The organism is Streptosporangium carneum (assembly GCF_027922005.1).
Classification (GTDB): Bacteria; Actinomycetota; Actinomycetes; order Streptosporangiales; family Streptosporangiaceae; genus Streptosporangium; species Streptosporangium carneum.
Genome location: NZ_BSEV01000017.1, coordinates 131,776 through 157,250 on the forward strand (window position 1 = coordinate 131,776; position 25,475 = coordinate 157,250).

At 71.0% G+C, this 25,475-nt stretch carries 26 protein-coding genes; 16 read left to right on the forward strand and 10 right to left on the reverse strand.

Annotated features, from left to right (window positions below):
• Positions 1 to 328: 328 nt before the first annotated feature.
• Entirely contained in the window at positions 329 to 904 is a 576-nt protein-coding gene (locus tag PKF00_RS29565; protein ID WP_271221007.1) for a TetR/AcrR family transcriptional regulator, read from the forward strand.
• Between the two features lie 122 nt (positions 905 to 1,026).
• Here PKF00_RS29565 and PKF00_RS29570 read toward each other — a convergent pair whose 3' ends face one another.
• Together PKF00_RS29570 and PKF00_RS29575 are read right to left on the reverse strand one after the other, a co-directional pair.
• Positions 1,027 to 1,623 carry an HD domain-containing protein gene (locus tag PKF00_RS29570; protein WP_271220945.1) on the reverse strand — a complete coding sequence of 199 codons (597 nt, stop codon included), beginning with the start codon at positions 1,621 to 1,623 and terminating at the stop codon, positions 1,027 to 1,029.
• A 168-nt stretch (positions 1,624 to 1,791) separates the two neighbouring features.
• A complete protein-coding gene (locus PKF00_RS29575; RefSeq protein WP_271220946.1) occupies positions 1,792 to 2,883 on the reverse strand; it encodes a DUF418 domain-containing protein in 1,092 nt (363 codons plus the stop codon).
• Between the two features lie 120 nt (positions 2,884 to 3,003).
• Here PKF00_RS29575 and PKF00_RS29580 point away from each other — a divergent pair, with 120 nt between their 5' ends.
• From PKF00_RS29580 to PKF00_RS29590, 3 genes are read left to right on the forward strand one after another with little or no spacing between them, the layout of a single operon-like run.
• Entirely contained in the window at positions 3,004 to 4,152 is a 1,149-nt protein-coding gene (locus tag PKF00_RS29580) for a sensor histidine kinase (RefSeq protein WP_271220947.1), read from the forward strand.
• Positions 4,149 to 4,871: a response regulator gene (locus PKF00_RS29585; protein WP_271220948.1), complete on the forward strand. Its 723-nt coding sequence runs from the start codon at positions 4,149 to 4,151 to the stop codon at positions 4,869 to 4,871. The genes PKF00_RS29580 and PKF00_RS29585 overlap by 4 nt, the downstream gene beginning before the upstream one ends.
• Positions 4,868 to 4,990: a hypothetical protein gene (locus PKF00_RS29590; protein WP_271220949.1), complete on the forward strand. Its 123-nt coding sequence runs from the start codon at positions 4,868 to 4,870 to the stop codon at positions 4,988 to 4,990. The genes PKF00_RS29585 and PKF00_RS29590 overlap by 4 nt, the downstream gene beginning before the upstream one ends.
• A 135-nt stretch (positions 4,991 to 5,125) precedes the next feature.
• Here the strand turns inward: PKF00_RS29590 and PKF00_RS29595 are convergent, their stop codons facing one another.
• Both PKF00_RS29595 and PKF00_RS29600 read right to left on the reverse strand, forming a co-directional pair.
• Complete coding sequence (locus tag PKF00_RS29595; RefSeq protein ID WP_271220950.1) at positions 5,126 to 5,680, reverse strand: hypothetical protein; 555 nt, start codon at positions 5,678 to 5,680, stop codon at positions 5,126 to 5,128.
• An 81-nt stretch (positions 5,681 to 5,761) separates the two neighbouring features.
• Complete coding sequence (locus PKF00_RS29600) at positions 5,762 to 6,394, reverse strand: helix-turn-helix domain-containing protein (protein WP_271220951.1); 633 nt, start codon at positions 6,392 to 6,394, stop codon at positions 5,762 to 5,764.
• 77 nt (positions 6,395 to 6,471) lie between these two features.
• Between PKF00_RS29600 and PKF00_RS29605 the strand changes: the two genes are divergently transcribed.
• Positions 6,472 to 7,422 carry a class I SAM-dependent methyltransferase gene (locus tag PKF00_RS29605; RefSeq protein WP_271220952.1) on the forward strand — a complete coding sequence of 317 codons (951 nt, stop codon included), beginning with the start codon at positions 6,472 to 6,474 and terminating at the stop codon, positions 7,420 to 7,422.
• A 229-nt stretch (positions 7,423 to 7,651) separates the two neighbouring features.
• Positions 7,652 to 7,909, forward strand: a complete 258-nt coding sequence (locus PKF00_RS29610) for a DUF1876 domain-containing protein (RefSeq protein ID WP_271220953.1) — start codon at positions 7,652 to 7,654, stop codon at positions 7,907 to 7,909.
• A 119-nt stretch (positions 7,910 to 8,028) separates the two neighbouring features.
• Here the strand turns inward: PKF00_RS29610 and PKF00_RS29615 are convergent, their stop codons facing one another.
• Together PKF00_RS29615 and cuyB are read right to left on the reverse strand one after the other, a co-directional pair.
• Positions 8,029 to 8,520 (reverse strand): flavodoxin domain-containing protein, encoded by a 492-nt coding sequence (locus PKF00_RS29615; protein ID WP_271220954.1) that lies wholly within the window; start codon positions 8,518 to 8,520, stop codon positions 8,029 to 8,031.
• Between the two features lie 179 nt (positions 8,521 to 8,699).
• A complete protein-coding gene (gene cuyB, locus PKF00_RS29620; protein WP_271220955.1) occupies positions 8,700 to 9,407 on the reverse strand; it encodes a cysteate racemase in 708 nt (235 codons plus the stop codon).
• A 201-nt stretch (positions 9,408 to 9,608) separates the two neighbouring features.
• On the opposite strand from cuyB, the gene PKF00_RS29625 reads away from it, so the two are divergent.
• Entirely contained in the window at positions 9,609 to 10,652 is a 1,044-nt protein-coding gene (locus PKF00_RS29625) for an Lrp/AsnC family transcriptional regulator (RefSeq protein ID WP_271220956.1), read from the forward strand.
• Positions 10,653 to 10,655: 3 nt separating this feature from the next.
• Here the strand turns inward: PKF00_RS29625 and PKF00_RS29630 are convergent, their stop codons facing one another.
• Together PKF00_RS29630 and PKF00_RS29635 are read right to left on the reverse strand one after the other, a co-directional pair.
• Positions 10,656 to 11,837 carry an amidase gene (locus PKF00_RS29630; protein ID WP_271221008.1) on the reverse strand — a complete coding sequence of 394 codons (1,182 nt, stop codon included), beginning with the start codon at positions 11,835 to 11,837 and terminating at the stop codon, positions 10,656 to 10,658.
• Positions 11,838 to 12,067: 230 nt separating this feature from the next.
• Entirely contained in the window at positions 12,068 to 12,943 is an 876-nt protein-coding gene (locus tag PKF00_RS29635) for a LysR family transcriptional regulator (protein ID WP_271220957.1), read from the reverse strand.
• Between the two features lie 110 nt (positions 12,944 to 13,053).
• Between PKF00_RS29635 and PKF00_RS29640 the strand changes: the two genes are divergently transcribed.
• The 5 genes from PKF00_RS29640 to PKF00_RS29660 all read left to right on the forward strand — a co-directional run bounded on the left by PKF00_RS29640 (position 13,054) and on the right by PKF00_RS29660 (position 18,160).
• Entirely contained in the window at positions 13,054 to 14,622 is a 1,569-nt protein-coding gene (locus tag PKF00_RS29640; protein ID WP_271220958.1) for an amidohydrolase, read from the forward strand.
• A 33-nt stretch (positions 14,623 to 14,655) separates the two neighbouring features.
• The gene (locus PKF00_RS29645; protein WP_271220959.1) at positions 14,656 to 15,633 is read left to right on the forward strand and encodes an ABC transporter substrate-binding protein; all 978 of its coding nucleotides are present in this window, start codon (positions 14,656 to 14,658) and stop codon (positions 15,631 to 15,633) included.
• Positions 15,630 to 16,544 (forward strand): amino acid ABC transporter permease, encoded by a 915-nt coding sequence (locus tag PKF00_RS29650; protein WP_271220960.1) that lies wholly within the window; start codon positions 15,630 to 15,632, stop codon positions 16,542 to 16,544. Before PKF00_RS29645 ends, PKF00_RS29650 begins: the two co-directional genes overlap by 4 nt.
• 41 nt (positions 16,545 to 16,585) lie before the next feature.
• Positions 16,586 to 17,338, forward strand: coding sequence for an amino acid ABC transporter ATP-binding protein (locus PKF00_RS29655; protein ID WP_271221009.1), 753 nt, complete (start codon positions 16,586 to 16,588; stop codon positions 17,336 to 17,338).
• A 279-nt stretch (positions 17,339 to 17,617) separates the two neighbouring features.
• A complete protein-coding gene (locus PKF00_RS29660) occupies positions 17,618 to 18,160 on the forward strand; it encodes an EF-hand domain-containing protein (RefSeq protein WP_271220961.1) in 543 nt (180 codons plus the stop codon).
• A 139-nt stretch (positions 18,161 to 18,299) separates the two neighbouring features.
• Here the strand turns inward: PKF00_RS29660 and PKF00_RS29665 are convergent, their stop codons facing one another.
• A complete protein-coding gene (locus tag PKF00_RS29665) occupies positions 18,300 to 18,692 on the reverse strand; it encodes a hypothetical protein (protein ID WP_271220962.1) in 393 nt (130 codons plus the stop codon).
• Positions 18,693 to 19,145: 453 nt separating this feature from the next.
• Between PKF00_RS29665 and PKF00_RS29670 the strand changes: the two genes are divergently transcribed.
• Positions 19,146 to 19,547: a MerR family transcriptional regulator gene (locus PKF00_RS29670; RefSeq protein ID WP_271221010.1), complete on the forward strand. Its 402-nt coding sequence runs from the start codon at positions 19,146 to 19,148 to the stop codon at positions 19,545 to 19,547.
• Between the two features lie 231 nt (positions 19,548 to 19,778).
• Complete coding sequence (locus PKF00_RS29675) at positions 19,779 to 20,369, forward strand: DUF1963 domain-containing protein (protein ID WP_271220963.1); 591 nt, start codon at positions 19,779 to 19,781, stop codon at positions 20,367 to 20,369.
• A 127-nt stretch (positions 20,370 to 20,496) separates the two neighbouring features.
• Here PKF00_RS29675 and PKF00_RS29680 read toward each other — a convergent pair whose 3' ends face one another.
• Entirely contained in the window at positions 20,497 to 22,425 is a 1,929-nt protein-coding gene (locus PKF00_RS29680; RefSeq protein WP_271220964.1) for a serine hydrolase domain-containing protein, read from the reverse strand.
• Positions 22,426 to 23,032: 607 nt separating this feature from the next.
• Here PKF00_RS29680 and PKF00_RS29685 point away from each other — a divergent pair.
• Together PKF00_RS29685 and PKF00_RS29690 are read left to right on the forward strand one after the other, a co-directional pair.
• Positions 23,033 to 24,400 (forward strand): leucine-rich repeat domain-containing protein, encoded by a 1,368-nt coding sequence (locus PKF00_RS29685; RefSeq protein ID WP_271220965.1) that lies wholly within the window; start codon positions 23,033 to 23,035, stop codon positions 24,398 to 24,400.
• A 454-nt stretch (positions 24,401 to 24,854) separates the two neighbouring features.
• Positions 24,855 to 25,460 (forward strand): dihydrofolate reductase family protein, encoded by a 606-nt coding sequence (locus PKF00_RS29690; RefSeq protein WP_271220966.1) that lies wholly within the window; start codon positions 24,855 to 24,857, stop codon positions 25,458 to 25,460.
• Positions 25,461 to 25,475: the final 15 nt, after the last annotated feature.

Consider the following 25,475-nt stretch of genomic DNA (forward strand, 5'->3'; position numbering starts at 1 on the left):
GGGATGGTAACACCGGCCGACGAGGGTGGGACAAGACCTGTCCCACTGAGTGAGCGCGACCGCGGGACCCGCGGGAACCGCTCTGGCGTCAGGGACCGTCACGGTCTACGGTGACCACATCGCGCGGCGCCCTCCCACGGCGCGGCCTCGGCGCGACCGGGAAGGCGGCGCGCCGGATCCGGAGGACCACGGACACACGGCGGCGGTCCGCCCGCCCCCGGGGACCGGCGTCCCGCACGTCCACGGCTCCTCTACGCTCATCTGTGAGCACGCACATCTGTGAGCACGCACGAAGCACCACGAACTGAAGGAGACCACCTTGGGCCCGATGCCAGACCGGCGCGAGAAGATCCTCGCCGTCTCGGCAGAGCTGTTCGCCACCAAGGGAGTCGCGTCGACGACCGTACGCGACATCGGCGAGGCGGCCGACGTGTTCTCCGGCAGCCTCTACCACCACTTCAAGTCCAAGAACGCGATCGTCGCCGAGCTCCTCACCCGGTACATGAACGACATCCAGCGGCGGTTCGCCGAGGTCGTGGAACGCTCGCAGAGTCCGCAGGAGGTCCTGCGCGGCCTGATCCTGGAAACGCTGGTCATCATCGAGCAGCACCCCCACCCCACGGCGATCTACCAGAACGACCGGCGCTACCTGCGCGACAACGGCCTGCTCGAGCCCGTGGACCACGCCTCCCGCTCGGTCCGGGAGTACTGGATGACCGCGATCCGCGCGGGCGTCGCAGACGGGAGCCTGCGTGACGACATCCCCGCGGAGGTCTTCTACCGGTCCGTTCGCGACTCACTGTGGGCGTCGATGCACTGGCCCATCCGCGGCGGCTACTCCACCGGCGAGTTCGCCGACCTGCTCACGAGGTTGTTCTTCGGGGGGTTCGCCACCGAACGCTGAGAGACGTCCGCGATCCGGACCGCGGAGAACGCCGACCGGCCCGGATCGCGGACGTCACGAACCGGAGACTCCCGCGCCCCGTCACACCGCGCCGGGGACGGGCTCGGCCGGACGGTCGCGCGCTAAACGATGACGTGCCCGTGCGCGGCGGCGAACGGCGCGAGATCGGGAATCCCGTAGTCTTCGCACATCAGCTTGAAGGCGACGGCCTTTTCCTCACCGAAACGACGGATCCGATCAGCGTACGAGGCGGCGGAAACAAAAGTCGGCGGACTTGTTTTGCTGTGAAACTTGTCGGCGTACATCACAAGTCTCTCCTCGCCCGATTCTGCCGAATAGTCGGCGAGCGGCAGAGGGAGGCCTTGCCTCAGCACGTCGTCGCGGCTGATCCCCACCCCTGTATGGCAGGAGCAGAAACGACATATCGCTTCCGGGAACCCCTCTTCGAGAAGCAGCTCGTAGCCGAGGATCCCGTGGCGCACATAGCTCTTGTGGTCGAGCCTTCCGTCATCGCCGTACAGCCGGTAGACCCCGATGTCGTGAAGCAGGGCGCCTGCTCGCACCAGGTCCGCGTCGAGATCGAGGCCGGCCCGGGCGAGAAGCCGCTCCGCGATTCCGCACACGATTTCACAGTGCGTGAGAACAAGGTCGAACGCCTCCCGCGTGGGCGCGTGCTTCGCGTGCAGCGCGCGAATCTCCCGGTCCCCTGGAATCCGCATTCCGGGAGCCTAGCAAATTGCGGACACGCCCTTCCGCGGCTCGAAGGCGAAGTCGGGGAGCGCTCCTCCGGCCGGGACGGGCGGAGCGGATCGGCCATGAGCGCGAGCCGCCGCGGGTGCGGCGGCCCGGCCTCATCCGGTCAGGTGTGCTCCCGGCCTGGTTCGCAGTCAGGAGACGCGCAGGGGCGGGCGGCGTCCCCAGGTGGCCCAGCGCCAGAGCCACTCGAGGGGGCCTTGCCGGAATCTGCGCAGCCAGAGAGTGGAGAACAGCCACTGGGCGGCGAGAACGGCGGCGGCGATCGAGAACACCGTCGCCCAGGACCAGTTCTGCGGACGGCCGTGCAGGTGGGCGGCCGCCAGGACGACGACCGTGGCGGTCAGGTAGTTGGTCAGCGCCATCCGTCCCAGCGGCAGGAAGACGGCCCGCAGCGCCGGTCGCAGCGGCGTCCTGAGCAGGACCAGCAGGGCGCACACGTACACCCCCGCGAGCAGCAGCCCGGTCAGGGCGAGGGAGAGGCCGAAACCCGGGTCGCGCACGTCGTCGACCCGCGACCACAGGGCGGCCGCCGCCCCCGCCGCGAGCACCAGGCCAACTACGACCGGCCCCCTGGCGGAGCGCTCGATCCGGTCGGTCACACCGTACCTGGCCAGTGCCGAGCCCAGCAGGAACAGCCCGGCGACCAGTACGGTCCTGTCGCCGCCGGCGATCAGCGACGCCGCGACGAGAGCGGCGGCGAGACCGGCGACGGCCCAGCGCGGCAGCCAGGTCGAGGGCAGCAGCACCAGCAGGCCGACGACGGCGTAGGTGGTCAGGATGTCGCCCCGCCACAGCAGCAGGAAGTGCGCCGCGCCGACCGCGAGCAGCACCAGAAGTCTGCGCAGCAGAAGCAGTCGCGGGTTGACGGCACGGCCTGCGGCCGAGTCCAGCAGCAGGGAGAAGCCGACGCCGAACAGCAGGGAGAAGATCGGGAAGAAGCGCTGCTCGACGAGGAGCCCCATCCACGCCTCCGCCGCGCCTCCGGCCGACTCCGAGACGACGACGCCACCGAGGTTGGAGATCGGCCGGACGTTGGCCAGCAGGATCCCGCACAGGGCGAACCCGCGCAGCACGTCGAGCGCGTCGACACGCGGCCTGCCGGGGGAGGTCGTCGCGGGGGCCTCTCGGCCTTCGTCCGGACGCGGGCGACCGGGACGACGGCCGCCGTGACGCCTGGTCGGGTCCTCGTCCTTCAGCTCCGGAGGGAGTTCTTCGTGTGGCATGAGGCCTCATCCTGCGGGCCCGGCCCGGCTTCGGCACGGGTCGAAAGCAGGGTTCACACCGGCTGAGACCGTACTTTCGGCCGGTTCAGCGCGCGAGCGGGGATCTCTACCCTGAACGGCGTGCATGTTCGGGAATGGACGGCCAGGCGGGCCGGTGTCGCGGCCGGCGCCGGGCTCGGCGCCGTGTTCGCCTCCGCGCTCGCCCTCCAGGCGTCTCTGATCGCGGAGAGCTGGGGCGCCGGCTACTGGCAGGTCGGCTGCGCCTCCGGAGCGACGGTGTGCGTGATCGCCCTGATGCGCCGCCGTGACCGGGCGTGGGCGGCGGTCGCCGGTCTGGCCGTCGCGGCGGTCGCGGTCGTGGCGGCCAGGTTCGTCCATCTGCCGGCCGAGCCCAGCCCCGCCATGACCCTGGGCCTGTCCGTGCTCGTCGGCTCCGCGGTCAGAGCGCTTCCGACCCTGCCTGCCTGCGCCGTCGCCGCCGGAGGGCTCGCGGTGGTCGTCGGCGGCCTGCTCACCGCCCACACGTCCTCCGGCGTCCCGCCGGTGACGGCGCTGAACGGCGCGGGATGGCTCGCCGCTCTCGTGATCGGGCTGTGCCTGCGGCTGCTCGCCGCCCGCGGCCTGGCCGCCGTGAAGGAGGTGCGCCGCGACGAGCGCCTGCGACTGGCCAGGGAACTGCACGACGTCGCCGCCCACCACATCACCGGCATCGTGCTCCAGTCCCAGGCGGCCCGGCTCCTGGCCCGCAAGCAGCCGGAGAGGCTGGACGACGCCCTGGAGGGCATCGAGGCCGCGGGCTCCGACGCGCTGGCCGCCATGCGCCGCCTTGTCGGCCTGCTGCGCGACGCCGACGACGCGGCCCTCGCCACACTCGGCGCGGAACGACTCAGCGACCTGGTCGAACGCTTCGACGGGCCCGCGGTGCGCCTGCGGCTGCCCGGCGACGAGGAGGAGTCGGGGTGGCCGCCCGAAGTGGCGAGCACCGTCCACCGGATCGTCCAGGAGGCGCTGACCAACGTCTCCCGCCACGCTCCGCACGCACGCTCCGTCCTGGTCGACGTCTCCCGCGATCGAGACGCCGTCGTCGTCGAGGTCGTCGACGACGCCCCGCCGGTCCCGCTCCGCCGCCGCCTCCGCGGCGGGTACGGCCTGGTCGGGATGCGCGAACGCCTCGAGGCCCTGGGAGGCACGTTGCGCGCCGGGCCGCGTCCCGGGGCGGGCTGGTCCGTGCGCGCCACCGTTCCCGTCCCCGTGCGGGAGCGCCGATGACCGTCGGGGTCCTGCTGGCCGACGACCAGGCGATGGTCCGCGCCAGCCTGCGGGTCATCCTCGAGGACCAGGCCGACATCAGGGTGGTCGCCGAGGCCGCGGACGGAGCCGAGGCGGTCGCCTTGGCTCGGAGGCTGCGCCCGGACGTGTGCCTCGTGGACGTCCGGATGCCTCGTCTCGACGGCATCGAGGTCACCCATGCGCTGGCCGGCCCCGGCGTCCCCTCCCCGCTCCGGGTGATCGTGGTCACCACCTTCGACCTCGACGAGTACGTCTACGGCGCGCTGCGGGGCGGGGCTGTCGGCTTCGTCCTGAAGGACGCCGGCCCGGGCCTGCTCGTCGAAGCCGTCCGAGCCGCGAGCGCCGGGGGCTCCCTGATCTCGCCGTCGGTCACCCCGCGGCTGCTGCGCCACCTGACCGCGACGGGTGCTCCGGCCGCCCGCGGGCCCGTCCGGCCACTGTCCGAACGGGAGACCGAGGTCGTGCGGGCCGTCGCCAGGGGCCGCACCAACCAGGAGATCGCCGCTGAGTTGTTCATCTCGTTGAGCACCGTCAAGGGCCACATATCTGGCGTCCAAGCCAAACTCGGGATGCGCAACCGGGTCGAGATCACCGCCTGGGCCTGGGAGAACCACCTGATGGACGCCTCCTGTCACGCCGCCGGGCGGCCAGCCACAACACGGTCATCGGGACCAGTGCGCCCACGGCCGCTCCGGTGAGCAGGCCCAGGAGGGTGTCCGGGCCGTCGCCGGAGTCGTCGAGTCCCGCTCCGGCGGTCGACAGCAGCAGCGCCGAGGCCACCGCGGCCAGCACCAGCGCGGCGGCGACCAGGGCGTAGTCCGGCCAGAGCCCGCCCTGCTCGGCGAGCGTCTGCCGACGGCACCGTGTGGATGGAATCGGCCGGCGGGGCCGGCGGGGTCGGCGGGGTCGGCGGGGTCGGCGGGGTCGAAGCGGCGGCTCCCGCCGGCGGCCCCTACCTCAGCGCGGGGTGGGCGCGGACCAACGGCGTGCGGCTCCACCAGGCGCCGACGCCCAGGGTGTCGCCCGCGTCGGTCAGCGCCAGACCGGCCAGGACGATCGAGTAGACCAGGTGGTCGTCCATGAACGGGTTGGTGGTCAGCGGCAGTTCCGCGGCCCACATGAGAAGCAGCATGAGGGTGCCCGCGACGGCGGCGACACGAAGGCCCGCGCCCAGGATCAGGGCGGCGCCGACGCCGAGCAGGCCGAGCATGAACAGCCAGTCGACCCAGGGCTGACCGGCCAGGGCGGAGAAGACGCCGCCGAGGGCGTTCTCGCCGGTGCCCTTGAGGAAACCCGTGGTCGGGCTGCCGCCGGAGATCCAGGCGTTCTTGGCCGGGGTGGCGAAGCCCCAGCCGAAGGTCTTGTCCAGGAAGGCCCACAGGAAGATCCAGCCGATGGCGATGCGGGCGACAGCCCAGACGTAGTCGGCGGGACGCGCCCCGGCCGGCTGTGAAGCGGTGCTCGTGACGGGGGTGACAGGAGCGGGTCGTCCTTCGACGGGGGCCATGGCAGTCCTTCCAGGGGGTTTCACCTCCTGAAAGGAAACCGTCTGCGACGGCCGGTGTGCAGTGCCGTACGGCTCAGGACGTCAGGACTTTCGGCCTTCGCCCCCAACGCCGGACGATGGCGGCCGAAGTCGTGCGCGAGGCTTCGCACGGACGTGCATGCGCTCCCCCTGCCTTCCGAAGAGGCTGAGGATCTCGACGGGCCGCCCGTCCGCGCTGCTGAACCAGTGGGGCAGGCGGGTGTCGAACTCGGCGGCCTCGCCGGGGCCGAGGACCAGATCGTGCTCGGCGAGGACGAGCCGTAGCCTGCCGTCCAGCACATACAGCCACTCGTAGCCCTCGTGCGTGCGGTAGTCCGGCTCGGCGCCCCGGTCGAAAATGACCATCTTGTACGCCTGGAGGGGTCCTGGGCTCCGGGTCAGGGGAACGAACGTGCCGCCGTCCGGCAAGGAGCGGGGGGTCAGCCGGATCCGGGGGTCCCCCACTTCGGGGGCGCCGACCAGGTCGTCCAGGGGCACGTGGTAGGCACTGGCCAGCGGCAGCAGCAGTTCCAGGCTGGGGCGGCGCTGTCCGGACTCAAGCCGGGAGAGGGTGCTCTTGGAGATGCCGGTCACCTCGGAGAGCGCGGTCAGGGTGAGGCCGCGTTTGACGCGCAGCCGTCTGAGCCGGGGACCGACCTCGTCGAGAACCGCTTGGTAGGGCGGTTTTTTGTCCATGGGGGCATTCCACATCTCTTTCCCGGAATCAGCAACAGAAGTTGCCGCCCTCCTCTCGCGGGTGCACGCTCCTCGGCATGAGCCCACACCACGATTCCGGACACGAACACGGCCACGGACAGGGACATGGACATGGCCACGGCCACGGCCACGGCGACGTCGACTGGGAGGCCATGGCCGCCCAGCTGGAGAACAGCGGCGAACTGCAGCTCCCGGTCCTCCGCCCGATCGCGGCCCGTCTGAGGGAGCTGCTCGCCCCGGAGAGGGAGGTCCGGCGCATCCTCGACATCGGCAGCGGGCCGGGGGTGATGACCTGCGTGTTCGCCGAGGCCTTCGCGGACGCCGAGGCGGTCGCCGTGGACGGCGCGCCAGGACTTCTGGACCGTGCCCTGGCTCGCGCCGAGCGGCTCGGCCTCGGCGGCAGGGTGACCGTCCGGCACGCGAAGCTGCCCGAGGACCTGGGCGGCGGTGACGAACACGGGGAAGGCGGCCTCGGCTCGGCGGATCTGATCTGGAGCAGCAAGGCCGTGCACCACCTCGGCGACCAGCAGGGGGCGTTGAACGAGCTCGCCGGCGCGCTGAGGCCCGGCGGGCTGCTCGCCGTGGCGGAGGGCGGCCTGCCGACGCGATTCCTTCCCCGCGACATCGGCATCGGCAGGCCGGGCCTCCAGGCCCGGCTCGACGCCGTCCAGGAGCACTGGTTCGAGATCATGCGCGCCGAGCTGCCCGGCAGTACCAGCGTGGTCGAGGACTGGCCCGCGATGCTCAGCCGTGCCGGGCTCACCGGCGTCGGCGGCTTCACCCTCCTCCTCGACCTGCCCGCGCCTCTGGGCGAGGCCGCCCGCGTCTTCCTGCACGCCCATCTGGCCCGGCTGCGGGAGATGATGAGCGAGTCCCTGGACGCGGAGGACCGCAGCACGCTCGACGTGCTGCTCGATCCCGGAGCGCCGGAGGGCGTCCTGCGGCGACCCGACGCCTTCCTCCTGTCCGCCACCACGGTCTTCACGGGCGTGCGCCCGGCTCGATGACCCCTCCGCCCGAAGCGGACGCGAGATCGACGTGACCTGGCCCTCATCCGGATCAGCGGCCGAACTACCTGCGGAAATGGGACTTTCGTCTCTGTCGGCCGCGGCCCTGCGGTCGCGACAGTGGTAATGGTGGACGACTGCTCGGGTCCGCCGCGGATCGTCATGCCCGCGGGACGGACCCGGCGTCCGCCGGACCGATCACCACTTCGCCGCAGCGGAGGTTCAGATCATGGAAGCCAAGCAGTGGACCGTACGGATCGACATCACCGAAGAAGGCGACGAGACGACCGCCAGGGCGGTCCTGTCGAGCAGGGACATCAGCAGCCTGACCGGGGTCGGCCGGGCGCGCCGCAACCCGACCGACGAGCCGGTGGCGGAGATCGGCGACGAGCTCGCCGTGGCCCGCGCGCTGGCCGATCTGGCGGGAAGACTCCTCAGCGCCACCTCGGCCGACATCGCCCAGCTCACCGGACCCACCTCATGGTGAGGTCCGCTCCTGTCACCCGGCCGGCACCGGCGTGATCGGCCCGGGCGTCCGGACTCGGCCCACGACGCGTCTGCCGGTGCCGGTGCGCCCGGCGGGGTCGCGCGGGTGAGGCGGCGGAGTCAGATCGAGGCCTTCAGGTCGTAGGCGATGTCGCGGGCCCAGGCGCGCACCCGTTCGGGATCGCGGAAGTCACCCGCCGCCGTCCTGGCCATGGTCGCGGCGGGAAACCCTCTGGCGTCGGCGCGCAGGCAGCCTCCGAAGACGACGTTCTCCATTGCGCCGAGCCTGCGTCTGGCTCGCTCCGCCGCGTCGGGCGGGGGCGCGTCCCGATCGCCGATCGTCTGCAGCGGCCCGCTGCTGAACAGCCAGACGGGCCGCTCCGCCAGCTGCCGGGCGCAACGCCTGACCAGGGCTCGGGTGTGACGGTGCCAGCGGCCGAAGTAGATCGCGCCTCCCAGGACGACCGCGTCGTAGTCTCCGACCTCCCTCACCTCGGCGGCGTCCCGGACGTCGGCGTCCATTCCCTCCTCGACGAGGACCCGGGCGACCCACTCGGCGATCTCACGGGTGGAGCCGCGCCTGGACCCGTAGGCCACCAACACCTTCGTCATCGCGGGGCCTCCTCTCCGCTGCCAGCTCATCAGCGGCGGTCCCGCCACGGCAGATGTCCTTCGGCCCGAATGGCACCGACCTTGGTCCTCGGGGAGCGCGCCACCGGCTCGCTCCCCGAGGACCGGGCACTCGCGGGCGGACGTGCGCGCGTTCCGCGGCCGGGCGGGCGTGCCGCCCCTCAGCCCGTCAGAGCCGCGCCGAGCGCCATGCCGGCGACCCTGCGGGCCAGCAGGCGGGCGGGGTCGAGAACCGGGACGGGGACGTGGGAGCCGTCCATGGCCAGGACGAGTTCGGTGCACGCGGTGACGATCCGCTCCGCTCCGCGGTCGGCGAGGGATCGGGCGACCTCCTCCAGCGCCCGCCGGTGAGCCGGTCGGACGCCACCGCTCTTGACGGCGCCGATGGCCGCCATGACCCGCCGCTGGCCTGGCTCGTCCGGTTCGATCGCCGCCACGCCGTACCGCCGCAGGGCGTTCGCGTACAGGCCCGCGTGCAGGGTGCCCGAGGTGGCCAGCACACCGGCCGCGCGGACGCCGTCGGCGGCGAGGGCTTCGGCCGTGACCTCGATGATGCTCACCAGCTCCAGTCCCGCCTCCTCCGCCAGGCGTGGGACGAAGGCGTGGGCGGTGTTGCAGGGCACGGCGAGCACCTCGCACCCCGCCTGCTTCAGCGCCTCGACGCCGCGCCGCAGGTACGGGGTGGGGTCCTCACCGCCGCCGAGCAGGCTCAGGGAACGGTCGGGGACGCGGGGGTCGCCCCAGATGACGACGGGCACGTGCCCCTGGTCGCAGGTGGCCGCCGTCTCCTCCACGAGCTTGCCGTAGAAGTCGACGGTGGCCGCCGGGCCCATGCCGCCCAGGACGCCGACCAGCCGGATCCCGCTCATCGCACACCGCCGGCGATGGAACGGCCGGGCCGCGCGGAGGGCGCCACGGCCTCCCGCGCGCGGTCGCGCAGGTCGCTGAACATCGAGAAACGTCCTCTTTCTCGCGGTGATCCGGAACAGGCCGGGACGGCTGTCGGCACAAGGATCGAGGTATAAGGTGAGCCCGGTGTCCAAATGCAGCAATGCGCCACCAAAGGAGTAATGGTGCAGGATTCCGGCGTTGGACCCCAGCGGTTGCTGTCGGAGGCCGACCTCGAGCTCATCGACGCCCTCCAGATCAACCCGCGGGCGAGCTGGGTGGACGTCGGGACGGCGACGGGCGCGGACCCGGTGACGGCCGCACGGCGCTGGCAGCGGCTGAACGGCAGCGGGGAGGCGTGGACGACCGTCGCCCTGGGGCAGCGCCAGATGCACACGATGAGCATGGCGTTCCTGGAGATCGACTGCGAGGCCGGCGCCGCGGTCGACGTCGCGGGCGCGCTCGCGACGGAGGGACACCTCATCACCGTGCAGCACGTCGCCGCCGACCACGACCTTTTCGTGATCGCCGTCGCCGCCTCGACGCCCGCGCTGGCGGACTACTTGCTCACGGACCTGCCACGGGTGCCCGGCGTGACGAAGGTGCGCGCCCACGTCGCCACACGCGTCTTCGAGGCCTCGTGCCGCTGGCGGCTGCGCGTGCTCTCGCCCCGATCCGCGGGCGCGCTGGCCCGGCGTCCCGGTCCGCCCGAGTCCACCAGGCAGATGGACGAGACCGACCGCCTGCTGTTCAAGGCCCTGCTCGCCGACGGCCGCGCCAGTTACTCCGAGCTCGCGGGAACCGTCGGCGTGTCCGAGCGCACGGTACAGCGCAGGCTGTCCCGCCTGGTCGCGACCGGCGACATCGACTTCCGTTGCGACCTGGCGCGCTCGCACGCGGGGTGGCACTCCTCGGCGGTGCTGTGGCTGCGGATGCCGGACGGACTGCTCGAGGAGACGGGCCGGGCGTTGCTCGGCTGGCCGGAGACGCGGACGTGCGCGGCGCTCGCGGGAGCCCGCAACATGCTCCTCACCGTCGGCCTGCACACGGTCTCCGACCTGCACCCACTGGTGGTGCGCCTCGAGGAGCGCTTCCCGTACGTGCGCATCGCCGACCGGCAGATCGTGCTGAGGCAGTCGAAGCTCTACGGGCGGGTCCTCGACTCCTCGGGGCGCTGCACGGACGTCGTCCCGGTGGACCCGTGGAGCCTGTCCCCGCGTGGCTGACGCTCAGCGCGGTTCGGGGACCGCGCCGCCATGGGCCTCCCGGCACAGGCCGACCCGCAGCACGTCGGCCTCGCTGCGCCCCACCACCTGCAGGTCTCCGACGGCCAGAGCGGGCAGGCCGAGAGCGGACACGACGGACGTGATCCGGCCGACCTCGCCGCGGACGGCGGCCTCGTCGCACCCTGCCCGCGGCGCGGGGCCACCGAGCGTCGGCGTGATCAGGACGTCGACGCCGGACATCTCCGCCGAGAACCCGGCCCTGAGGGCCGAGAGCTCCTCGACGGCCCGGCGGTACTCCCGATGGCCGATCCCCGCGGCGTCGTCCAGTTTCCGCCGCACGCCCGCGCTGTAGCCCGCGGCGTTCCTCGGATACGTGGCCTCATGGGTGCGCCGGGCCTGCGCGCCCACGATCGTCCAGTACGAGGAGAGGATCCCGTACGGCAGGGCGACCTCGCGGACCTCGGCGCCCAGGTCCGCGAACTCCCCGGCCTGCGCGCATCCGTCGGCGACGCCGACGACCAGCCCCGACAGCGAGCGCGGCGGCTCGACCTCCTCCCCGGAGAGCACCCGCCACACCCGGGCGCAGTCGGCGACCGACGTGGCCATCGGCCCGACCACGTCGAACATCGGGGCGAGAGGCGCGACCCCTTCGGCGGAGAGGACGCCGGCCCTCGGGCGCAGCCCGACCACGCCGCAGCAGGCCGCCGGAATCCTGACCGAGCCGCCGGTGTCCGTGCCGAGGCCGAAGCGGGCGATCCCGGCGGCGAGCGCCGCCGCCGTACCGCCGCTCGATCCGCCGGGAGCCAGGTGCTCGTGGCGGGGGTTGCGCACGTCGCCCCAGTGCGGGTTCTCGCTCGTGACGCCCCAGGCGAACTCGTGCTGGTTAGCCTTGCCGACCAGGAGCGCCCCGGCCCGTTCCAGCAGCTCGACGCACGGCGCGGTCGTCAGCGCCTCCTCGCTTCCGTACAGGGCGGATCCGCGGGTCGTGCGGAGCCCCGCGACATCGATCATGTCCTTGACCACGAACGTCCAGGCCCGCAGCTCGGCCGAGGTGACGGGCTCCGGCGGGGCGTGGCGCGCGAGCCGGTCGATGACCGGCTCGGGGCCGGACTCGATGAGGATGTTGTGCCCGCTGTGGAGGCGGATGGCCTCGGCGGATCCGGCGATCGCCGCGTCGTGTTCCACGGTCAAGGACCTCCTGACGCCCGCCCCGCCCAAGCGGGGCCTGTGATGAGCAGCGGGGCGGGCCGTCACCGGCCGCGCCCACGACCCGGCAAATGCTGGCAGATCCATCATTCCGAGTCGAGCTGGACCGAAGAATCTTCAGATGTCGAGCCGATCCGCAGGAGATCGTTGCGGCTCGACCGTGACACGCCGAGAAGCCGCGGCCCGCCGGGAAGGTCGCCGGGCGCCGCTCAGACCGCCAGGGCGTCCAGCAGGGAGCGCAGGCGGGCGGTCTCGCGGTCGGGGTGAACGAGGGTGAAGATGCTGCGGCTGGTGTTCAGCCACGGCACGTCGGCGACCACGACGTCCCGGCCGTGCCCGCGCAGCGCGAGGTCGGGGACGAGCGCCGCGCCCATTCCCGTCTCGATCATGGCCATTGTGATCTTGAAGTCGTCGGAGTGGCAGGCCACCCGGGGGTGCAGGCCCCAGCGGGCGAACACGGCGTCGAAGAAGGAGGAGTCGCTGCTGGCCGGATGGTGCATGATCCACGGCAGGTCGACGAGCTGCTCGACCCGGTAGGGCGCCAGGTCGGGCCAGCTGCGCGGCAGGACGACCTTGTAGCGGTCCTCGGCGATCCAGCGCCTGCCCAGCGCCGACGGCCACGACAGCCCGACGTTCCCCACCTGGTAGACGATCGCCGCGTCCATCTCGCCTCCGGCGCTCAGGCGCGGGATGAGCTGGGAGCACTCGGCGACGGAGACCCTGACGCCGGCGCGCTCCTCGGGCTCCATCCGCCGCAGGACGCCGGTCAGCACGTCGGCGAAGCTGGGGAAGATGCCCAGGTGGATCTGCCGCTCGCTGTTCCTGTGCACGGCCTGGACCGTGGTGACCATGCGGTCGAGGTCGATGAGCACGACCTCCGCGTGCCTGGCCAGCACCTCGGCCGCGCTGGTGGGCAGCACGCTGTGGGCGAAGCGTTCGAACAGCCTCACGCCCATCTGCCGTTCCAGCGCGGCCATCTGCTGGGAGACCGCCGAGGAGGTGTAGCCGAGCCGGTTGGCCGCGGCCGCGAAGGACCCCAGCTGAACGACCTCACAGAGAGTACGCAGGTGTTCGGGCTTCAGCATTAGAGTTCCTTGCTCTCAGCGCTGCCAAATGTCGTGTTTATAGCGCTTCCGACTTCTTTTCGCCACTCCTACAGTGATGGCCACCGTCACATCGAGCCCCTGAGGGTCACATGAGCATTCGCGTGTACCGCAACGCCGCCATCCACACAGGAGACAGCGGCAACCCCCTGGCCCAGGCCATGGCCGTGGAGGGCGAGCGGCTGCTGGCCGTCGGCGGAGAGGCGGAGGTGCGCGAGGCCGCGGGCCGGGGAGCCGAGCTGATCGACCTGGAGGGCGCCGCGGTGCTCCCCGGCCTCTACGACGCCCACATCCACACCGCGCAGTACGCCCAGAGCCTGGACGCGGTGGACCTGCGCGACGTGCGCTCCCTGGACGACGCGCTGGCCAGGGTGGCCGCGCACGCGGCGCGGCTGAGACCGGGCGCCTGGCTGTTCGGCGGCCGGTGGAACAGCAACACCTGGGATCCGCCGGCGCAGCCGGACAGGCACGCCCTGGACTCGGTCTGTCCCGAGCTGCCGGTCGCGCTGCCCAGCGTGGACGGCCACACGGTGTGGGCCAACTCCGCGGCCCTGCGACTGGCCGGCATCCACTCCGGCACCCCCGACCCGGTGGGCGGCGAGATCGTCAGGGACGCGGCCGGCGAACCCACCGGCATCCTGCGCGAGTCGGCCTCCTACCCGCTGCGCGACCTCATGGTCTCCGCCGACCTGCACGACCGGCTCCGCGCCGGGCAGGAGGAACTGCTCGCGCTCGGCCTGACCAGCGTGCACGACATCGACGGCGAGGACTGCAGGGCCGCCTACCTGGAGCTGCGCGACGCCGGCGAGCTGAAGCTGCGCGTGCACAAGGCGATCCCGATGATCCACCTGGAGGCGGCCATCGCCGAGGGACGCCGCACGGGGCAGGGCGACGACTGGTTCCGCACCGGGCCGGTGAAGATCTTCAGCGACGGCGCCCTGGGGTCGCACACCTGCCACGTGGGCGAGTCCTTCGCCGGCGAGCAGGGCAACACAGGCATCGCGGTCACGCCGTACGAGGACCTGGTCAAGCTGTTCGGCAGGGCCGCCGAGGCCGGGATCGCGGTGGCCACGCACGCCATCGGAGACCAGGCCAACCACCTGGTCATCGACGCCTACGAGGCCGTCGGCCGCACGGCGGGGCTGCGGCACCGCATCGAGCACGCCCAGCACCTGCGGCCCGGCGACCTGTCCAGGATGGCCAGGCTGGGAATCGTCGCCTCGATGCAGCCCGTCCACTGCACCAGCGACATCGACCTGGTCGACTCCCTGCTGGCCGGGCGCGAGCTGGCCTCCTACGCCTGGCGCGGGATGCTGAACGTCGGCGTGGCGCTGGCCTTCGGCTCCGACGCCCCGGTCGAGCATCCCAACCCCTTCGCCGCGCTGTACGCCGCGGTCACCCGTACCCGCCCCGACGGCACCCCCGCCGGCGGCTGGCAGCCCGAGCAGCGACTGAGCATGGGCGAGGCCCTCACCGCCCACACCCTGGGCGCGGCCTACGCGGCGGGCGAGGAGGACCACAAGGGCGTCCTCTCCCCCGGCAAGCTCGCCGACTTCATCGCGGTGGACACCGACCCCTTCGTGGAGTCGCCGGCCGCGGTGCTGCGCACCAGGGTCATGACCACCGTCGTCGGCGGCGAAGTCCGCTGGCAGCAACACTGAACCACTGGCACCACCTTGAAGGAGCACCCCCCGTTGAACACCCGGATCCTCACCACGCTCGCCGCCGGCGCGCTGCTGGCCGCCACCGCGGCCTGCGGCGCCCAGTCCCTGGACGACGGCGGCACGTCCGGCGCGGCCACAGGGCCTGCCGCGGCACCGGCCACCGCGCCGGCCGTCGCCCTCGATCCGGCTCCCACGGAGGAGAAGGCGGCCGACGTCATCAACGCCATCACCCCCGACAAGGACCTCGCCGCCAAGGCCCCGGCGAGCGTGAGGTCGGGCGGCCTGAAGGTCGTCTCCTCCATGGGGTATCCGCCGATGGAGATGTTCGCCGGCGACGGCAAGACGGCGATCGGTTTCGACCCCGCCCTGGCCAGGGCCATCGCCAGGAAGCTCGGCGTCAACGTGACCATCACCGACGAGGAGTTCAACTCCCAGATCCCCGGCGTGCTCACCGGCCGCTACGACTTCGTCATCTCCTCGATGACCGACAACCCCGAGCGGCAGAGCCAGGTCACCTTCGTCGACTACGTGCAGGCCGGCGCGGGACTGCTGGTCAAGAAGGGCAACCCGGCGGGCGTCGCCGGGCCGAAGGACCTGTGCGGCAAGACGGTCTCCGTGGTCGACAACGGCTCCTCGATGGAACTGGCCGAGGACTACGACGCCGACTGCAAGAAGGACGGCAAGGCCGAGGTGAACATCCTGAAGTTCCCCGGTGACCAGGAGGCCCTGCTCCAGGTCAGCGGCGGTCGCGCGCAGGCCACCATCACCGACTACGTGGTGGCCGCCAGCAAGGCCGCCGACCCCAAGCTCGAGGTCGAGGCGATCGCGCTCGACGGCACCGAGAGCCCGTGGGGGATCGGGATGAAACCCGACAACAAGGAGCTCATCGACTCCGTCAAGGGAGCCCTGGACTCCCTCATCCAGAGCGGCGAGTACGGCAAGCTGCTCAAGGCCTGGAACCTGGACAGGCTGGCCGTCCAGTCCGCTGTGATCAACGGCGGTAAGTGACCGTGCGGACCGAACCGATCGCCGACGCGTCGGGCACTCCGATACCCGTCGCGCGGACCCTGCACTGGGGCCGCTGGCTGGCCGCGGCCGTCGCGTCGGCGGTCGTCGGCTGGCTGGTCTACCTGGTCGTGGTCAACCCGCGCCTGGACTGGGGCAAGGTCGCCGAGTACCTGTTCAACGACCGGATCCTGGACGGGGTCTGGGTCACCGTCGAGATCTCGGTGCTGGCGACGGTCCTCGGGCTGGTGCTGGGCGTGGTGATCGCGATCATGCGGCTGTCGCACAACCCGGTGCTGAGCTGGCTGGCCACGCTCTACATCTGGTTCTTCCGCGGCACGCCGGTGCTGGTGCAGCTCATCTTCTGGTACAACCTGGCCTTCCTGTTCCCCGAGCTGGTGCTCAAGATCCCGTTCACCACGATCGGCCTCAAGTGGGACACCAACCAGGTGATGACCGGATTCACCTCGGCCATGCTGGGACTGGGGCTGAACCTGGCGGCCTACTTCGCCGAGACCGTGCGCGCCGGGATCCAGGCCGTCGACCACGGCCAGACCGAGGCGGCGTACGCGCTGGGCATGACCCCGGCCAAACGGATGCGGGTCATCGTGCTGCCGCAGGCGCTGCGCATCATCATCCCGCCCACCGGCAACGAGTTCATCTCCATGCTGAAGACCACCTCGCTGGTCTACGTGGTCGCGGGGCACGACCTGATGACCAATGCCAGCCAGATCTACAAGACGAACAACCTGATCATGGAGCTGCTGATCGTGGCGAGCCTGTGGTACATGCTCATGACCGCCGTGTCGACCTTCCTGCAGGGCAGGCTGGAGCGCCGCTTCGGCTCGGAGGCCGTACGGCTGGTGCGCGGCGGCGGCCTGGCTGCCAGGATCCTGCCGAAGGCGGCCGCGTGAGCGCGGCCGGGGAGCAGGTCGTACGGGCCTCGGGCGTCCGGATGGGCTACGGCGACGTGCAGGTGCTCAACGGCGTGGACTTCACCGTGGCCGCCGGCGAGGTGAGCTGTGTCATCGGCCCCTCGGGCTCGGGCAAGTCCACGTTCCTGCGGTGCCTCAACGGCCTGGAGACGGTGCTCGGCGGCAGTCTGCGGGTGCTCGGCGAGGAGGTCGGCCACACCCTGCGCGACGGCAGGTACCGCCCCTGGACCCCCAAGGAGTTCGCCGCCTTCCGCAGGAACATCGGCATGGTGTTCCAGCGCTTCAACCTGTTCGCCCACCACAGCGCGCTGGAGAACGTCGCCTGCGGCCCCGTCCACGTCCTGGGCACCCCCCAGGACAGGGCGCGGTCACTGGCCATGGAGCACCTGGAACGGGTGGGCCTGGCCGACCACGCGCACAAGCGGCCCCACCAGCTCTCCGGCGGCCAGCAGCAGCGGGTGGCCATCGCCAGGGCGCTGGCGATGAACCCCGCGCTGATGCTGTTCGACGAGCCGACCTCCGCGCTCGACCCGGAGCTGGTGGACGAGGTTCTGGAGGTCATGAAGGGCCTGGCCGCCGAGGGGATGACGATGGTCGTGGTGACCCACGAGATCGCCTTCGCCAGGGAGGTCGGCGACTGGCTGACCTTCTTCGCCGACGGCGTGATCGTCGAGCGGGGCCGCCCCCGCGAGCTCCTGGCCAACCCGGGTCACGAACGGACGAGGGCCTTCCTGTCCAGCGTGCTCAGCTCGAAGGAGCGTCAGGAGTCCTAGAAGAGGGCCGAGGAGGTGGAGGCCGGTTCCGCCTTCGGCGGGTGGGACCACGCCCAGAGCCCGTCTCGCGTGGTGCGGCGCCACCCGTCGCGCGGCCTCCCCGTCGTCCTGGCGGCCGCCGGCTCCGGGCGGCCGCGGCCCGCTCCGCGGGGCCGCACGTCTCGGGGATTCCCCACGACGACATCCGCCATGGTGACTTCATGAAGTCTATCCACTACTTTTAGTCACGACACGACTGGCGGAAGGGCCGCCCCCGAGACGAACGGCAAGGTGAAGAGCGTGCTTACCGAGCTGCAGAAGCGCAGGTTCGACCGGTTGTTCGACCTGTTGGACGCCGACCGCAACGGCGTCATCGACCTCGCCGACTACCACCGTCTGGCGGACGTCTCCGGCGGCGATCTGACCCACCGGCCGGGTTCGCCCGACGGGGAGCCCCTCCGGGTGTCCTTCACCCGGTTCTGGGAGCAGGCGATCAATCCGCTCGACTCCGGCGGTCAGGGCACGATCACGCGGGAGCAGTTCACGGCGGCCCTGGGCCAGATGGTCGCGCGGCCCGAGGGGTTCGACACCGCGCTCGGCCCCGCCGTCGACGCCGTCTTCGATCTGATCGACCTCGACGGGGACGGCCAGGTGGTCAGGGACGAGTACGTCCGCGCCCTCACGCTGTTCGGTCTCACCCCGGCCGCGGCGGAGCAGACGTTCGCCCGGCTCGACGACGGCGACGGCCTGCTGGGGCGCGCGGAGTTCTGGGCCCTGGCCAGGGACTTCTATCTCAGTGACGACCCGGACAGCGTTGGAAACCTCCTGTTCGGCCCTCTCTGACCGGCGGCGGGGCGGTGCGGCGGCGGAGCGGAAGCATACACAGCCGGCCGGACCAGGCATGAGAACCCGGGGCGCCCGTCAGGTGAGCTGGAGCGACCGTTGCCGTTGTGCCGGGCGAACAGGCCCGCCGTGCACCGCCTCAGGAGTCACCGATCCGTTCCAGGGGGTCGGAAACGAGCCAGAACCCCTTCTTCCCCTGCTCCGCGAGCACCGTCTGCCGCCCCACGTCCGAATCGTGAGAGCGGAACTCCATGGCCACCACCGTTTCCCGGTCGACGTCCTCCTCCGAGTCGACCAGGTGGATCCGTAACCTCGCCGGGCCGTCCATCCGCCACCGGAAGGACGACCTCTCCGTACCGAAGATCACCGAATGGGTGGTCAACAGGCCGGTGCCGTCCTCGGTGAACAGGATCTCCTCACCGAAGAGCGCGCCCGCCGTCCCGATCGCCGTCCTCCAGCGTCCGACCGGCCCGTGTTCCAGCATCGGGTTCCCCGACTCGTGTCCCCGCTTCGCTTCGCCGCCCGTCTCCATGCGCCTCATGGTGCCAAACTCGTCGATCTTCGAACACCCGGGAAGCGGTGCCCGCCGGGGCGGCGCCGGTCCGGCTGTGGCGCCGCCACGGCGGCCTGATCCGACCACCGGTGGCGCCGGGTGTGGCCGGCAGGTTCTTGACGGACCCGCGCCAGTCCGAACGGTCCTGGGCGCGGCGGTCGGTCAGCGTGCCGATCACGGCTCTGGTGTCGTCCTGGATGTGCTCCCACATCAGCCAGGCGTCGCCGTCGCCGCCGGTGACCATGGCGTCGAACGTCGCCGCGGACACCGGCCGAGGTCGCCTCGAGTGACGGGCGGCAGGCCTTGGGGTGCGCAAACCCGTCATCCGGCCGTTCGCCTGTCCGGCGTCCGCGCGGCCACGGCGTGTATGCTCAAACCTTCACATGAATGTGACGGCCAACACGGCGAAGCATGAAGTACGAGGTCGGGCGCATGCGTATTGGAGAGCTGTCGGAGCGCACGAACACCTCCCGGCGGTTGCTGCGCTACTACGAGGAGCAGGAACTGATCATCCCTGCCCGCTGCGCGAACGGCTACCGCGACTACGACGAGCGCCTCGTTGACCGGGTCATGCAGATCAGGGGGCTGCTCGACGCCGGGCTGCCGACCCGGATCATCAAGCAGATCCTCCCGTGTCTCGACAAACCCCGGATCATCCACTTCGCCGACGCGACACCGGAGATGATCGCCACTCTGGAGCTCGAACGCGACCGCATGACCAAACGCATCAGATGCCTGACCCGCAACAGGGACGCCCTAGCCGACTACCTCGACGCGGTGCGCGACGACAACCGCCCGGGCTCCGCGACGGGCGCGGACGACTCCCCGGCGTGACCGGGACTCGCGGCCCTGACCCGCGGCGGCCGCGAACGCCCGGAAGCCCCGGCCCGGGCGACGCCGGAGGCCGAGACGGCCGGCCGTTCCGGCCTTTCGTTTTTGAACGTGTCCCCCGCCGCCGATGCCCGCACAGCCTTGTGCGGGCATCTGTCCGGGTTCGACGCCGGGGTCGCGTGGGCGCGGCAAGGGCGGGTGAGCGGTATAGGCTGCCGGGCTGTGAGCGGATCGATGGCGTTTGTGAAGGATGTCGAGGTCGCGGCCCGGGTAAGCCGCATCGGCGGCCTGCCGCTGGCGCCGCAGGGGTTCTCCTGGCCGCGCTGCTCCGCGTGCGGCGGGCCGCTGCGGTTCCTGCTGCAACTCATGGCGGACGACCTCGGCGGCCATGCCGAGTCCCTGCGGCCCGGAGCCCTTCTGTCGGTCTTCATGTGCGACAACGATCCCGGTCAGTGCGAGGCCTGGAATCCCGAAGCCGGCGGGAACCGCGCCTACCTGTTCGCCGCGGGCTCCACGGCGGCCGTGCCCTCTCCCGGAGAGGCGTTCGTTCTCCCGCAGTGCTTCGAGATCGGCATCTGCGAGGTCGAACCGGAGTCGGCCGAGGAGGTCGCCGAGTTCAAGGTGGTCGGCTGGCTGGGCGGCGAAGCGGAGTGGTGGGAGAGCGACATGACGCCCGTGTGCTCCGCCTGCGGCATCCCCATGGGCTTCGTCGCGCAGATGAGAGAGGGCTACAGCCGGAACTGGCTGATGAACTTCGGCGGCGGAGAGGCATTCGTCTTCGCCTGCCCTCCCTGTGATGCGGCATCCGTCGTCCTGCAGGGCTGACAACCCCGGCCCGGGGTCCGGCTCACCGTGAGGTCACGTGCGGTGCGCACGGCCCCGGGTGGTTTCGTTCGTGAGAGGTGACGGCGTCTGTTGGTTGTGACCGACAGCTCCGGCCCGGGCCTCGGTTTCACATCAGGCCGTAGTGGGCGGCGATGGCGAGGAAGACAGCCGCGCTCGCGGCGACGGCGCCGTAGTGGATTCGTGCCGCCCGTGACCACCATCCCCGCGACCAGGCGAGCACCGCGAACACGATGACCGCGGCCGTGCCGGGCAGGGTTCCCTTCAGGGTGAACGGCAGGGCGGTGCCGGTTTCGAGTGAGGTGAGGTCCGAGACGGCGTTGACGAGGAAGGCCAGGTAGACGCAGCAGATCACCGCGGTCACCGCGGCCAGCGCCCGCGCCGGTGCGGCCGCCCGGCTCGTCCGCGCCGGTGAGACGGTCACGTCCCCCCGCGGCGTGGTGCGCCCACGCAGCCGCCGTACCAGGGCCGTCACCGGCCAGGCCAGCGCGGTGAGCAGGACCAACAGGGCGCCGGCGGCCACCGGCAGCAGCACGGCCGGGGAGCCGTACCAGGTCGTGCGCTCGTAGTTCTGCGTCGGGTTGCTGTCGAACGACAATCCGACGACCTTTCCCCTGTCCTTGACGAAGCCCAGGCGGTCCTTGCCGTCCGCCGAGACGAACACCCCGTCACCGGTCGGGGTCCACACCTGCTCCTGCAGCACCGGATGAGAGGTGCGCAGGGTGCCGTCGCCGGGCGCGGTGACGTTCACCCGGTCCGCGGCCGAGCGGAACAGCTCGAACGGTTCGCCCTCGTTCATTCGCGTGGCGAGGTACTCGCCGGTGTAGGCGTCCGTGGCCTGGCCGTCGGCGGCGGGCACGGTGGGCGAGGCCGGCACCGTGTACGGTTTCACCCCGGCGAACCTCGCCAGGAACTCTTCGACGACCAGGTCCCGCACCCGGGAGAACGCGTCCGGCGGCACGCCGTCGCCGTTGACGGCGACGTAGATTCCCATGCCTTTCGCGGGGACCAGCGCGTACCTGGTGCGGGCGCCGCTCTCGTCGCCGGAGTGCCCCATCCACCTCGGGCCGTCGCCCCTGCCCTGCCAGGTGCCGTATCCGGCCCCGCTGAGGTCCGGCCGGGGTCCCGCCTGCGGCCGCAGCATCGCTCGCGCACCGGCGGGGGTGAGGACGCGCCTGCCGTCCAGTTGACCGTCGTTGAGCAGCGCGCGCAGGAAACGACCCATGTCGGTGACGGTGGCGTAGGCTCCCCCCGACGGGGCGCCGTTGTCGTACCAGAGAGGGACGGCGCGGTTCTCGCCGTCGGCGATCTCGTACGGGGTCGGCACGGACAATCGCTCGCGGGCCTGGTCCATCCGCAGGAAGGCGGTGCGGGTCATCCGCAGCGGAGCGAAGACGTTGCGGGTCATGTAGTCCTCGAACACCTGCCCCGAGACGGCCTGCACGATGTATCCGGCCAGGTCGATGCCGTAGTTGGAATAGCCGACGAACCGGCCGGGCGGGTAGATGCGCGCGGGACGGTAGCGGGCGACGTAGTCCCCCAGGGGGAGCACCTGCCCGGCGGACGGCGCCGCCATGCCTTCGGTGATGTCGGCGAAACCGGCGGTGTGTGTCAGCAGGTGGTGCAGGGTGACCGGCTGCCCTGGATAGGTGTCGGGGATTCGGGCGTTGGCGGGCAGGTAACCGTTGACGTCGGCGCCGAGGTCCAGTTTTCCGGCCTGTACCAGTTGCATGACGGCGGCCGCGGTGAAGGTCTTGGCGACCGAGGCGGTCTGGAACGCGCTGGTGCCCGCGATGATCGGTTTCCTGGTGGTGAGGTCGGCGTAGCCGTAGTCGCCGGTGAAGACCTCCCCGCTGGTGTCCACCACCGACACCGCCGCGCCGGGGACCTTCTGCTCCCGCAGCAGCTGGGGGATCCGCCGGTCGAGGAAGGCTTGCACACGCCCGGGGTCGAGCGGACCACCGGAAGCCGGGGCGGCGGACCGCGCCATGGCCGCGGGGGCCGACAGCCCCAGCAGCACCCCCACCAGCACAACCATCGCGGAACCGGTCAGCCCGGCTCGCGTCAACGCGCGCGACAACGTGTTCTCTCTTCAGCGGAAAGGATCAGGGAGGTCCACGCTAAGGACCGGGGCGTCACCGGTCAGCCCCGCTCTCCCCCGAACCGGGGTAAGGCGGGCCCTACCTTGATGGGGCTCCGGAGACCGGACAGAGGTCATGCTTATGTCCGGTCCGTGGACTGGCGCGGCCCGTGCCCGCCGTATTCCGGCGGTATCCCGAACAGGGCGGGCACGGGCCGCGTCCCGGCCCTGCGTTCGGCTGGTTCTCGGCCCTGTCACATGTCCACGATCACCACGGGACGCGGCGGCTCCGCTTCGCCCTCGGGGCGCGGGCTCAGGAGAACGAGATGGAACCCGGCGTTCGTGCAGGCACACCGGGTCGACCTCGCTCTGGCCGCCGCGGAAGTACTGATACAGCCGCACCCGGCCCGCCGTGTGCGGCCGGCGACGGCATCCGCGGTCGAGCGTCTCAGTGATCCGCAAGCCGTTCCGCAGCCTAGGTCTCTACCCTTGCCGTCGCCCCTCTCGCCTGAAACGGCGCGACAGGGCCGGAGCCGGACATCCGACGACGAGGAGAAAAGTCTCAATGGAGGCCGAGAACGGCCGCAGGACCGCTCACGCGCGTATCGACAGGTGTCTGCGGGACGGATCGACCACGCTCGACCTGTCCTCCCTCGGCCTGCGCGAGATACCCGAACCACTCAGCGACCTCACCCACCTGGTCAGGCTCGACCTGAGCGAGAACAACCTGAGCGACGTACCGGGCTCGCTGCAGGACCTCACCGCCCTCACCGAGCTCAACCTGCGTGCAAACTTCCTGGAGAACGTGTCCGACACGCTGGGAGACCTCGTCACCCTCAAGGTGCTCGACCTGAGTGAAAACGGCCTGAGCCAGGTACCCGACTCGTTGGGAAACCTCATCGCCCTCACCGAGCTCAACCTGAGCGAGAACTACCTGAGCGCCGTGCCCGATCCGCTGAGAAACCTCACCTCCCTCACCAGACTCAACCTGTCCATGCTCGGGGCGCAGGCGCCGGAGTTCTTTCCCACGCTCGAACTGACGACGTTGCCCGAATGGCTGGGCAACCTCACCAGCCTCGCCGAACTCCACCTGGGCAGCAACCAACTCACCGCCTTGCCCGAGACACTGGGCAACCTCACCGGCCTCACCAGACTCCACCTGGGCAGCAACCGGCTCACCACCCTGCCCGAGACGCTGGGCGACCTCACCGGCCTCACGATGCTCAGCCTGTACGGCAATCAGCTCACCGCCCTGCCCGAAGCACTGGGCGACCTCACCGGCCTCACCGAACTCGACGTGGGCCACAATCGGCTCACCACCCTGCCCGAAGCACTGGGCGACCTCACCGGCCTCACGATGCTCAGCCTGTACGGCAATCAGCTCACCGCTCTGCCCGAGACACTGGGCAACCTCACCAACCTCACCGAACTCGACGTGGGCCACAATCGGCTCACCACCCTGCCTGAGACGCTGAGCGACCTCACCGGCCTCACCACATTCACCGCATACGACAACCTGCTCACCACGGTGCCGAAGTGGTTGGAGAACATCACCAACCTCACCCTGTTGAATCTGAGCGGTAACCGGCTCACCGCTCTTCCCGAAACGCTGGGGAATCTCACCGGTCTCACGATGCTCAGCCTGTACGGCAATCAGCTCACCGCTCTGCCCGAGACACTGGGCAACCTCACCAACCTCACCGAACTCGAACTGTGGGACAACCGGCTGACCGCCCTGCCCGAGACACTGGGAGGCCTTGTCAGGCTCACCCATCTCGGCCTGGCGAATAACCGGCTGACCGCCGTGCCCGAGTCGCTCGGCGACCTCACCGCCCTCACCTGGGTCGACCTGTACGGTAACCCGTTGGCCGCCCTGCCCGAATGGCGGAGGGAAATTCACCTCCGCACCGGAATCGACGCCGACGACCGCTGACCGGCCGCTCCGGTCCCCCGTTTCGCCGCCGGACGTCCCGCCTCCCGTCAGCCGGGGTTCAGGCCGGGTCGCGGAGCGAAGGACAGGTGAGGCGACGCCCGCTGCTGCTCAAGGGTCTTGCCGTGCCACCAGTCGTACGGCTGCCGGCCCGTAGAAGCGGTAGCCGTTCGCGCCGACCCGCTAAGGGACCAGCAGCCCGAGCCGTTCGACGCCCGCCACCACTGGCCAGGGTCTTCGCGATCGACCTGGTCCACGGGCTTGTCCGCACTGGGCGCGCGTGAGGAGGTGAAGCGCAGTCGCCGCGACACTGTCGTGCTGCCGGATCGATGACGACCGGCCTCCCGGAAAATTCTTCAAAGAAGTCCGGGAGGCGGTGTCGGATCGGGGTGGTGGTGTTCGTAGCAGGGGTGAGGCCGCCCGCAAGGGGCGGCGCCGAGGCAAAGGAACCGCGATCATGAAGCTGACGACCGTGACCCAGGTCAGCATCGATGGAGTGATGCAGGGAAACGGCGGTGCGTCGGACGAGGACCGCAGGAACGGATTCGAGCGCGGCGGATGGGCCCGGGGGGCGGGTGACGACGAGACCAGGACGTTCATCACGCAGATCTGCCAGCACGCCGAGGCGTTCCTGTTCGGCCGGCGCACCTACGAGTTGTTCGCCGAGTCCTGGGGATCGATCGACCAGACACATCCCATCGGCGTGGCCTTGAACGAGGCCCCCAAGTACGTCGCCTCGACCACGCTCACCGCGCCGCGCTGGAAGGACACGACCGTTCTCCGCGGTGACCTCGCGGCGGCCGTCAGTGAGCTGAAGGCCAAACCCGGGGGTGAACTGCAGGTGCACGGCAGTGGCATCCTGACCCGGTGGCTGCTGGAGAACGACCTGGTCGACGAGATGATTCTGATCGTGATCCCGGTGATCCTCGGCCAGGGCGCGAGACTGTTCCCGGAGACCGGTCCGGACCTTGCGCTCGACCTGCTCGAGTCGCGGGTCGACTCGAAGGGCGTGACGATCCAGGTCTACCGGCCGGCCGGGCGCCCGCGGTACGCAAGGGCCTGAAGTCCCTGACCACCG

Coding starts and splice junctions, on each gene's coding strand:
- PKF00_RS29575 (WP_271220946.1), bottom strand. CDS start 2,883: ATGCCACACGAAGAACTCCCTCCGGAGCTGAAGGACGAGGACCCGACC.
- cuyB (WP_271220955.1), bottom strand. CDS start 9,407: ATGAGCGGGATCCGGCTGGTCGGCGTCCTGGGCGGCATGGGCCCGGCG.
- PKF00_RS29640 (WP_271220958.1), top strand. CDS start 13,054: ATGAGCATTCGCGTGTACCGCAACGCCGCCATCCACACAGGAGACAGC.
- PKF00_RS29615 (WP_271220954.1), bottom strand. CDS start 8,520: ATGACGAAGGTGTTGGTGGCCTACGGGTCCAGGCGCGGCTCCACCCGT.
- PKF00_RS29685 (WP_271220965.1), top strand. CDS start 23,033: ATGGAGGCCGAGAACGGCCGCAGGACCGCTCACGCGCGTATCGACAGG.
- PKF00_RS29570 (WP_271220945.1), bottom strand. CDS start 1,623: ATGCGGATTCCAGGGGACCGGGAGATTCGCGCGCTGCACGCGAAGCAC.
- PKF00_RS29605 (WP_271220952.1), top strand. CDS start 6,472: ATGAGCCCACACCACGATTCCGGACACGAACACGGCCACGGACAGGGA.
- PKF00_RS29675 (WP_271220963.1), top strand. CDS start 19,779: ATGGCGTTTGTGAAGGATGTCGAGGTCGCGGCCCGGGTAAGCCGCATC.
- PKF00_RS29635 (WP_271220957.1), bottom strand. CDS start 12,943: ATGCTGAAGCCCGAACACCTGCGTACTCTCTGTGAGGTCGTTCAGCTG.
- PKF00_RS29585 (WP_271220948.1), top strand. CDS start 4,149: ATGACCGTCGGGGTCCTGCTGGCCGACGACCAGGCGATGGTCCGCGCC.
- PKF00_RS29670 (WP_271221010.1), top strand. CDS start 19,146: ATGCGTATTGGAGAGCTGTCGGAGCGCACGAACACCTCCCGGCGGTTG.
- PKF00_RS29665 (WP_271220962.1), bottom strand. CDS start 18,692: ATGGAGACGGGCGGCGAAGCGAAGCGGGGACACGAGTCGGGGAACCCG.
- PKF00_RS29655 (WP_271221009.1), top strand. CDS start 16,586: ATGGGCTACGGCGACGTGCAGGTGCTCAACGGCGTGGACTTCACCGTG.
- PKF00_RS29625 (WP_271220956.1), top strand. CDS start 9,609: ATGGTGCAGGATTCCGGCGTTGGACCCCAGCGGTTGCTGTCGGAGGCC.
- PKF00_RS29600 (WP_271220951.1), bottom strand. CDS start 6,394: ATGGACAAAAAACCGCCCTACCAAGCGGTTCTCGACGAGGTCGGTCCC.
- PKF00_RS29595 (WP_271220950.1), bottom strand. CDS start 5,680: ATGGCCCCCGTCGAAGGACGACCCGCTCCTGTCACCCCCGTCACGAGC.
- PKF00_RS29610 (WP_271220953.1), top strand. CDS start 7,652: ATGGAAGCCAAGCAGTGGACCGTACGGATCGACATCACCGAAGAAGGC.
- PKF00_RS29680 (WP_271220964.1), bottom strand. CDS start 22,425: ATGGTTGTGCTGGTGGGGGTGCTGCTGGGGCTGTCGGCCCCCGCGGCC.
- PKF00_RS29565 (WP_271221007.1), top strand. CDS start 329: ATGCCAGACCGGCGCGAGAAGATCCTCGCCGTCTCGGCAGAGCTGTTC.
- PKF00_RS29690 (WP_271220966.1), top strand. CDS start 24,855: ATGAAGCTGACGACCGTGACCCAGGTCAGCATCGATGGAGTGATGCAG.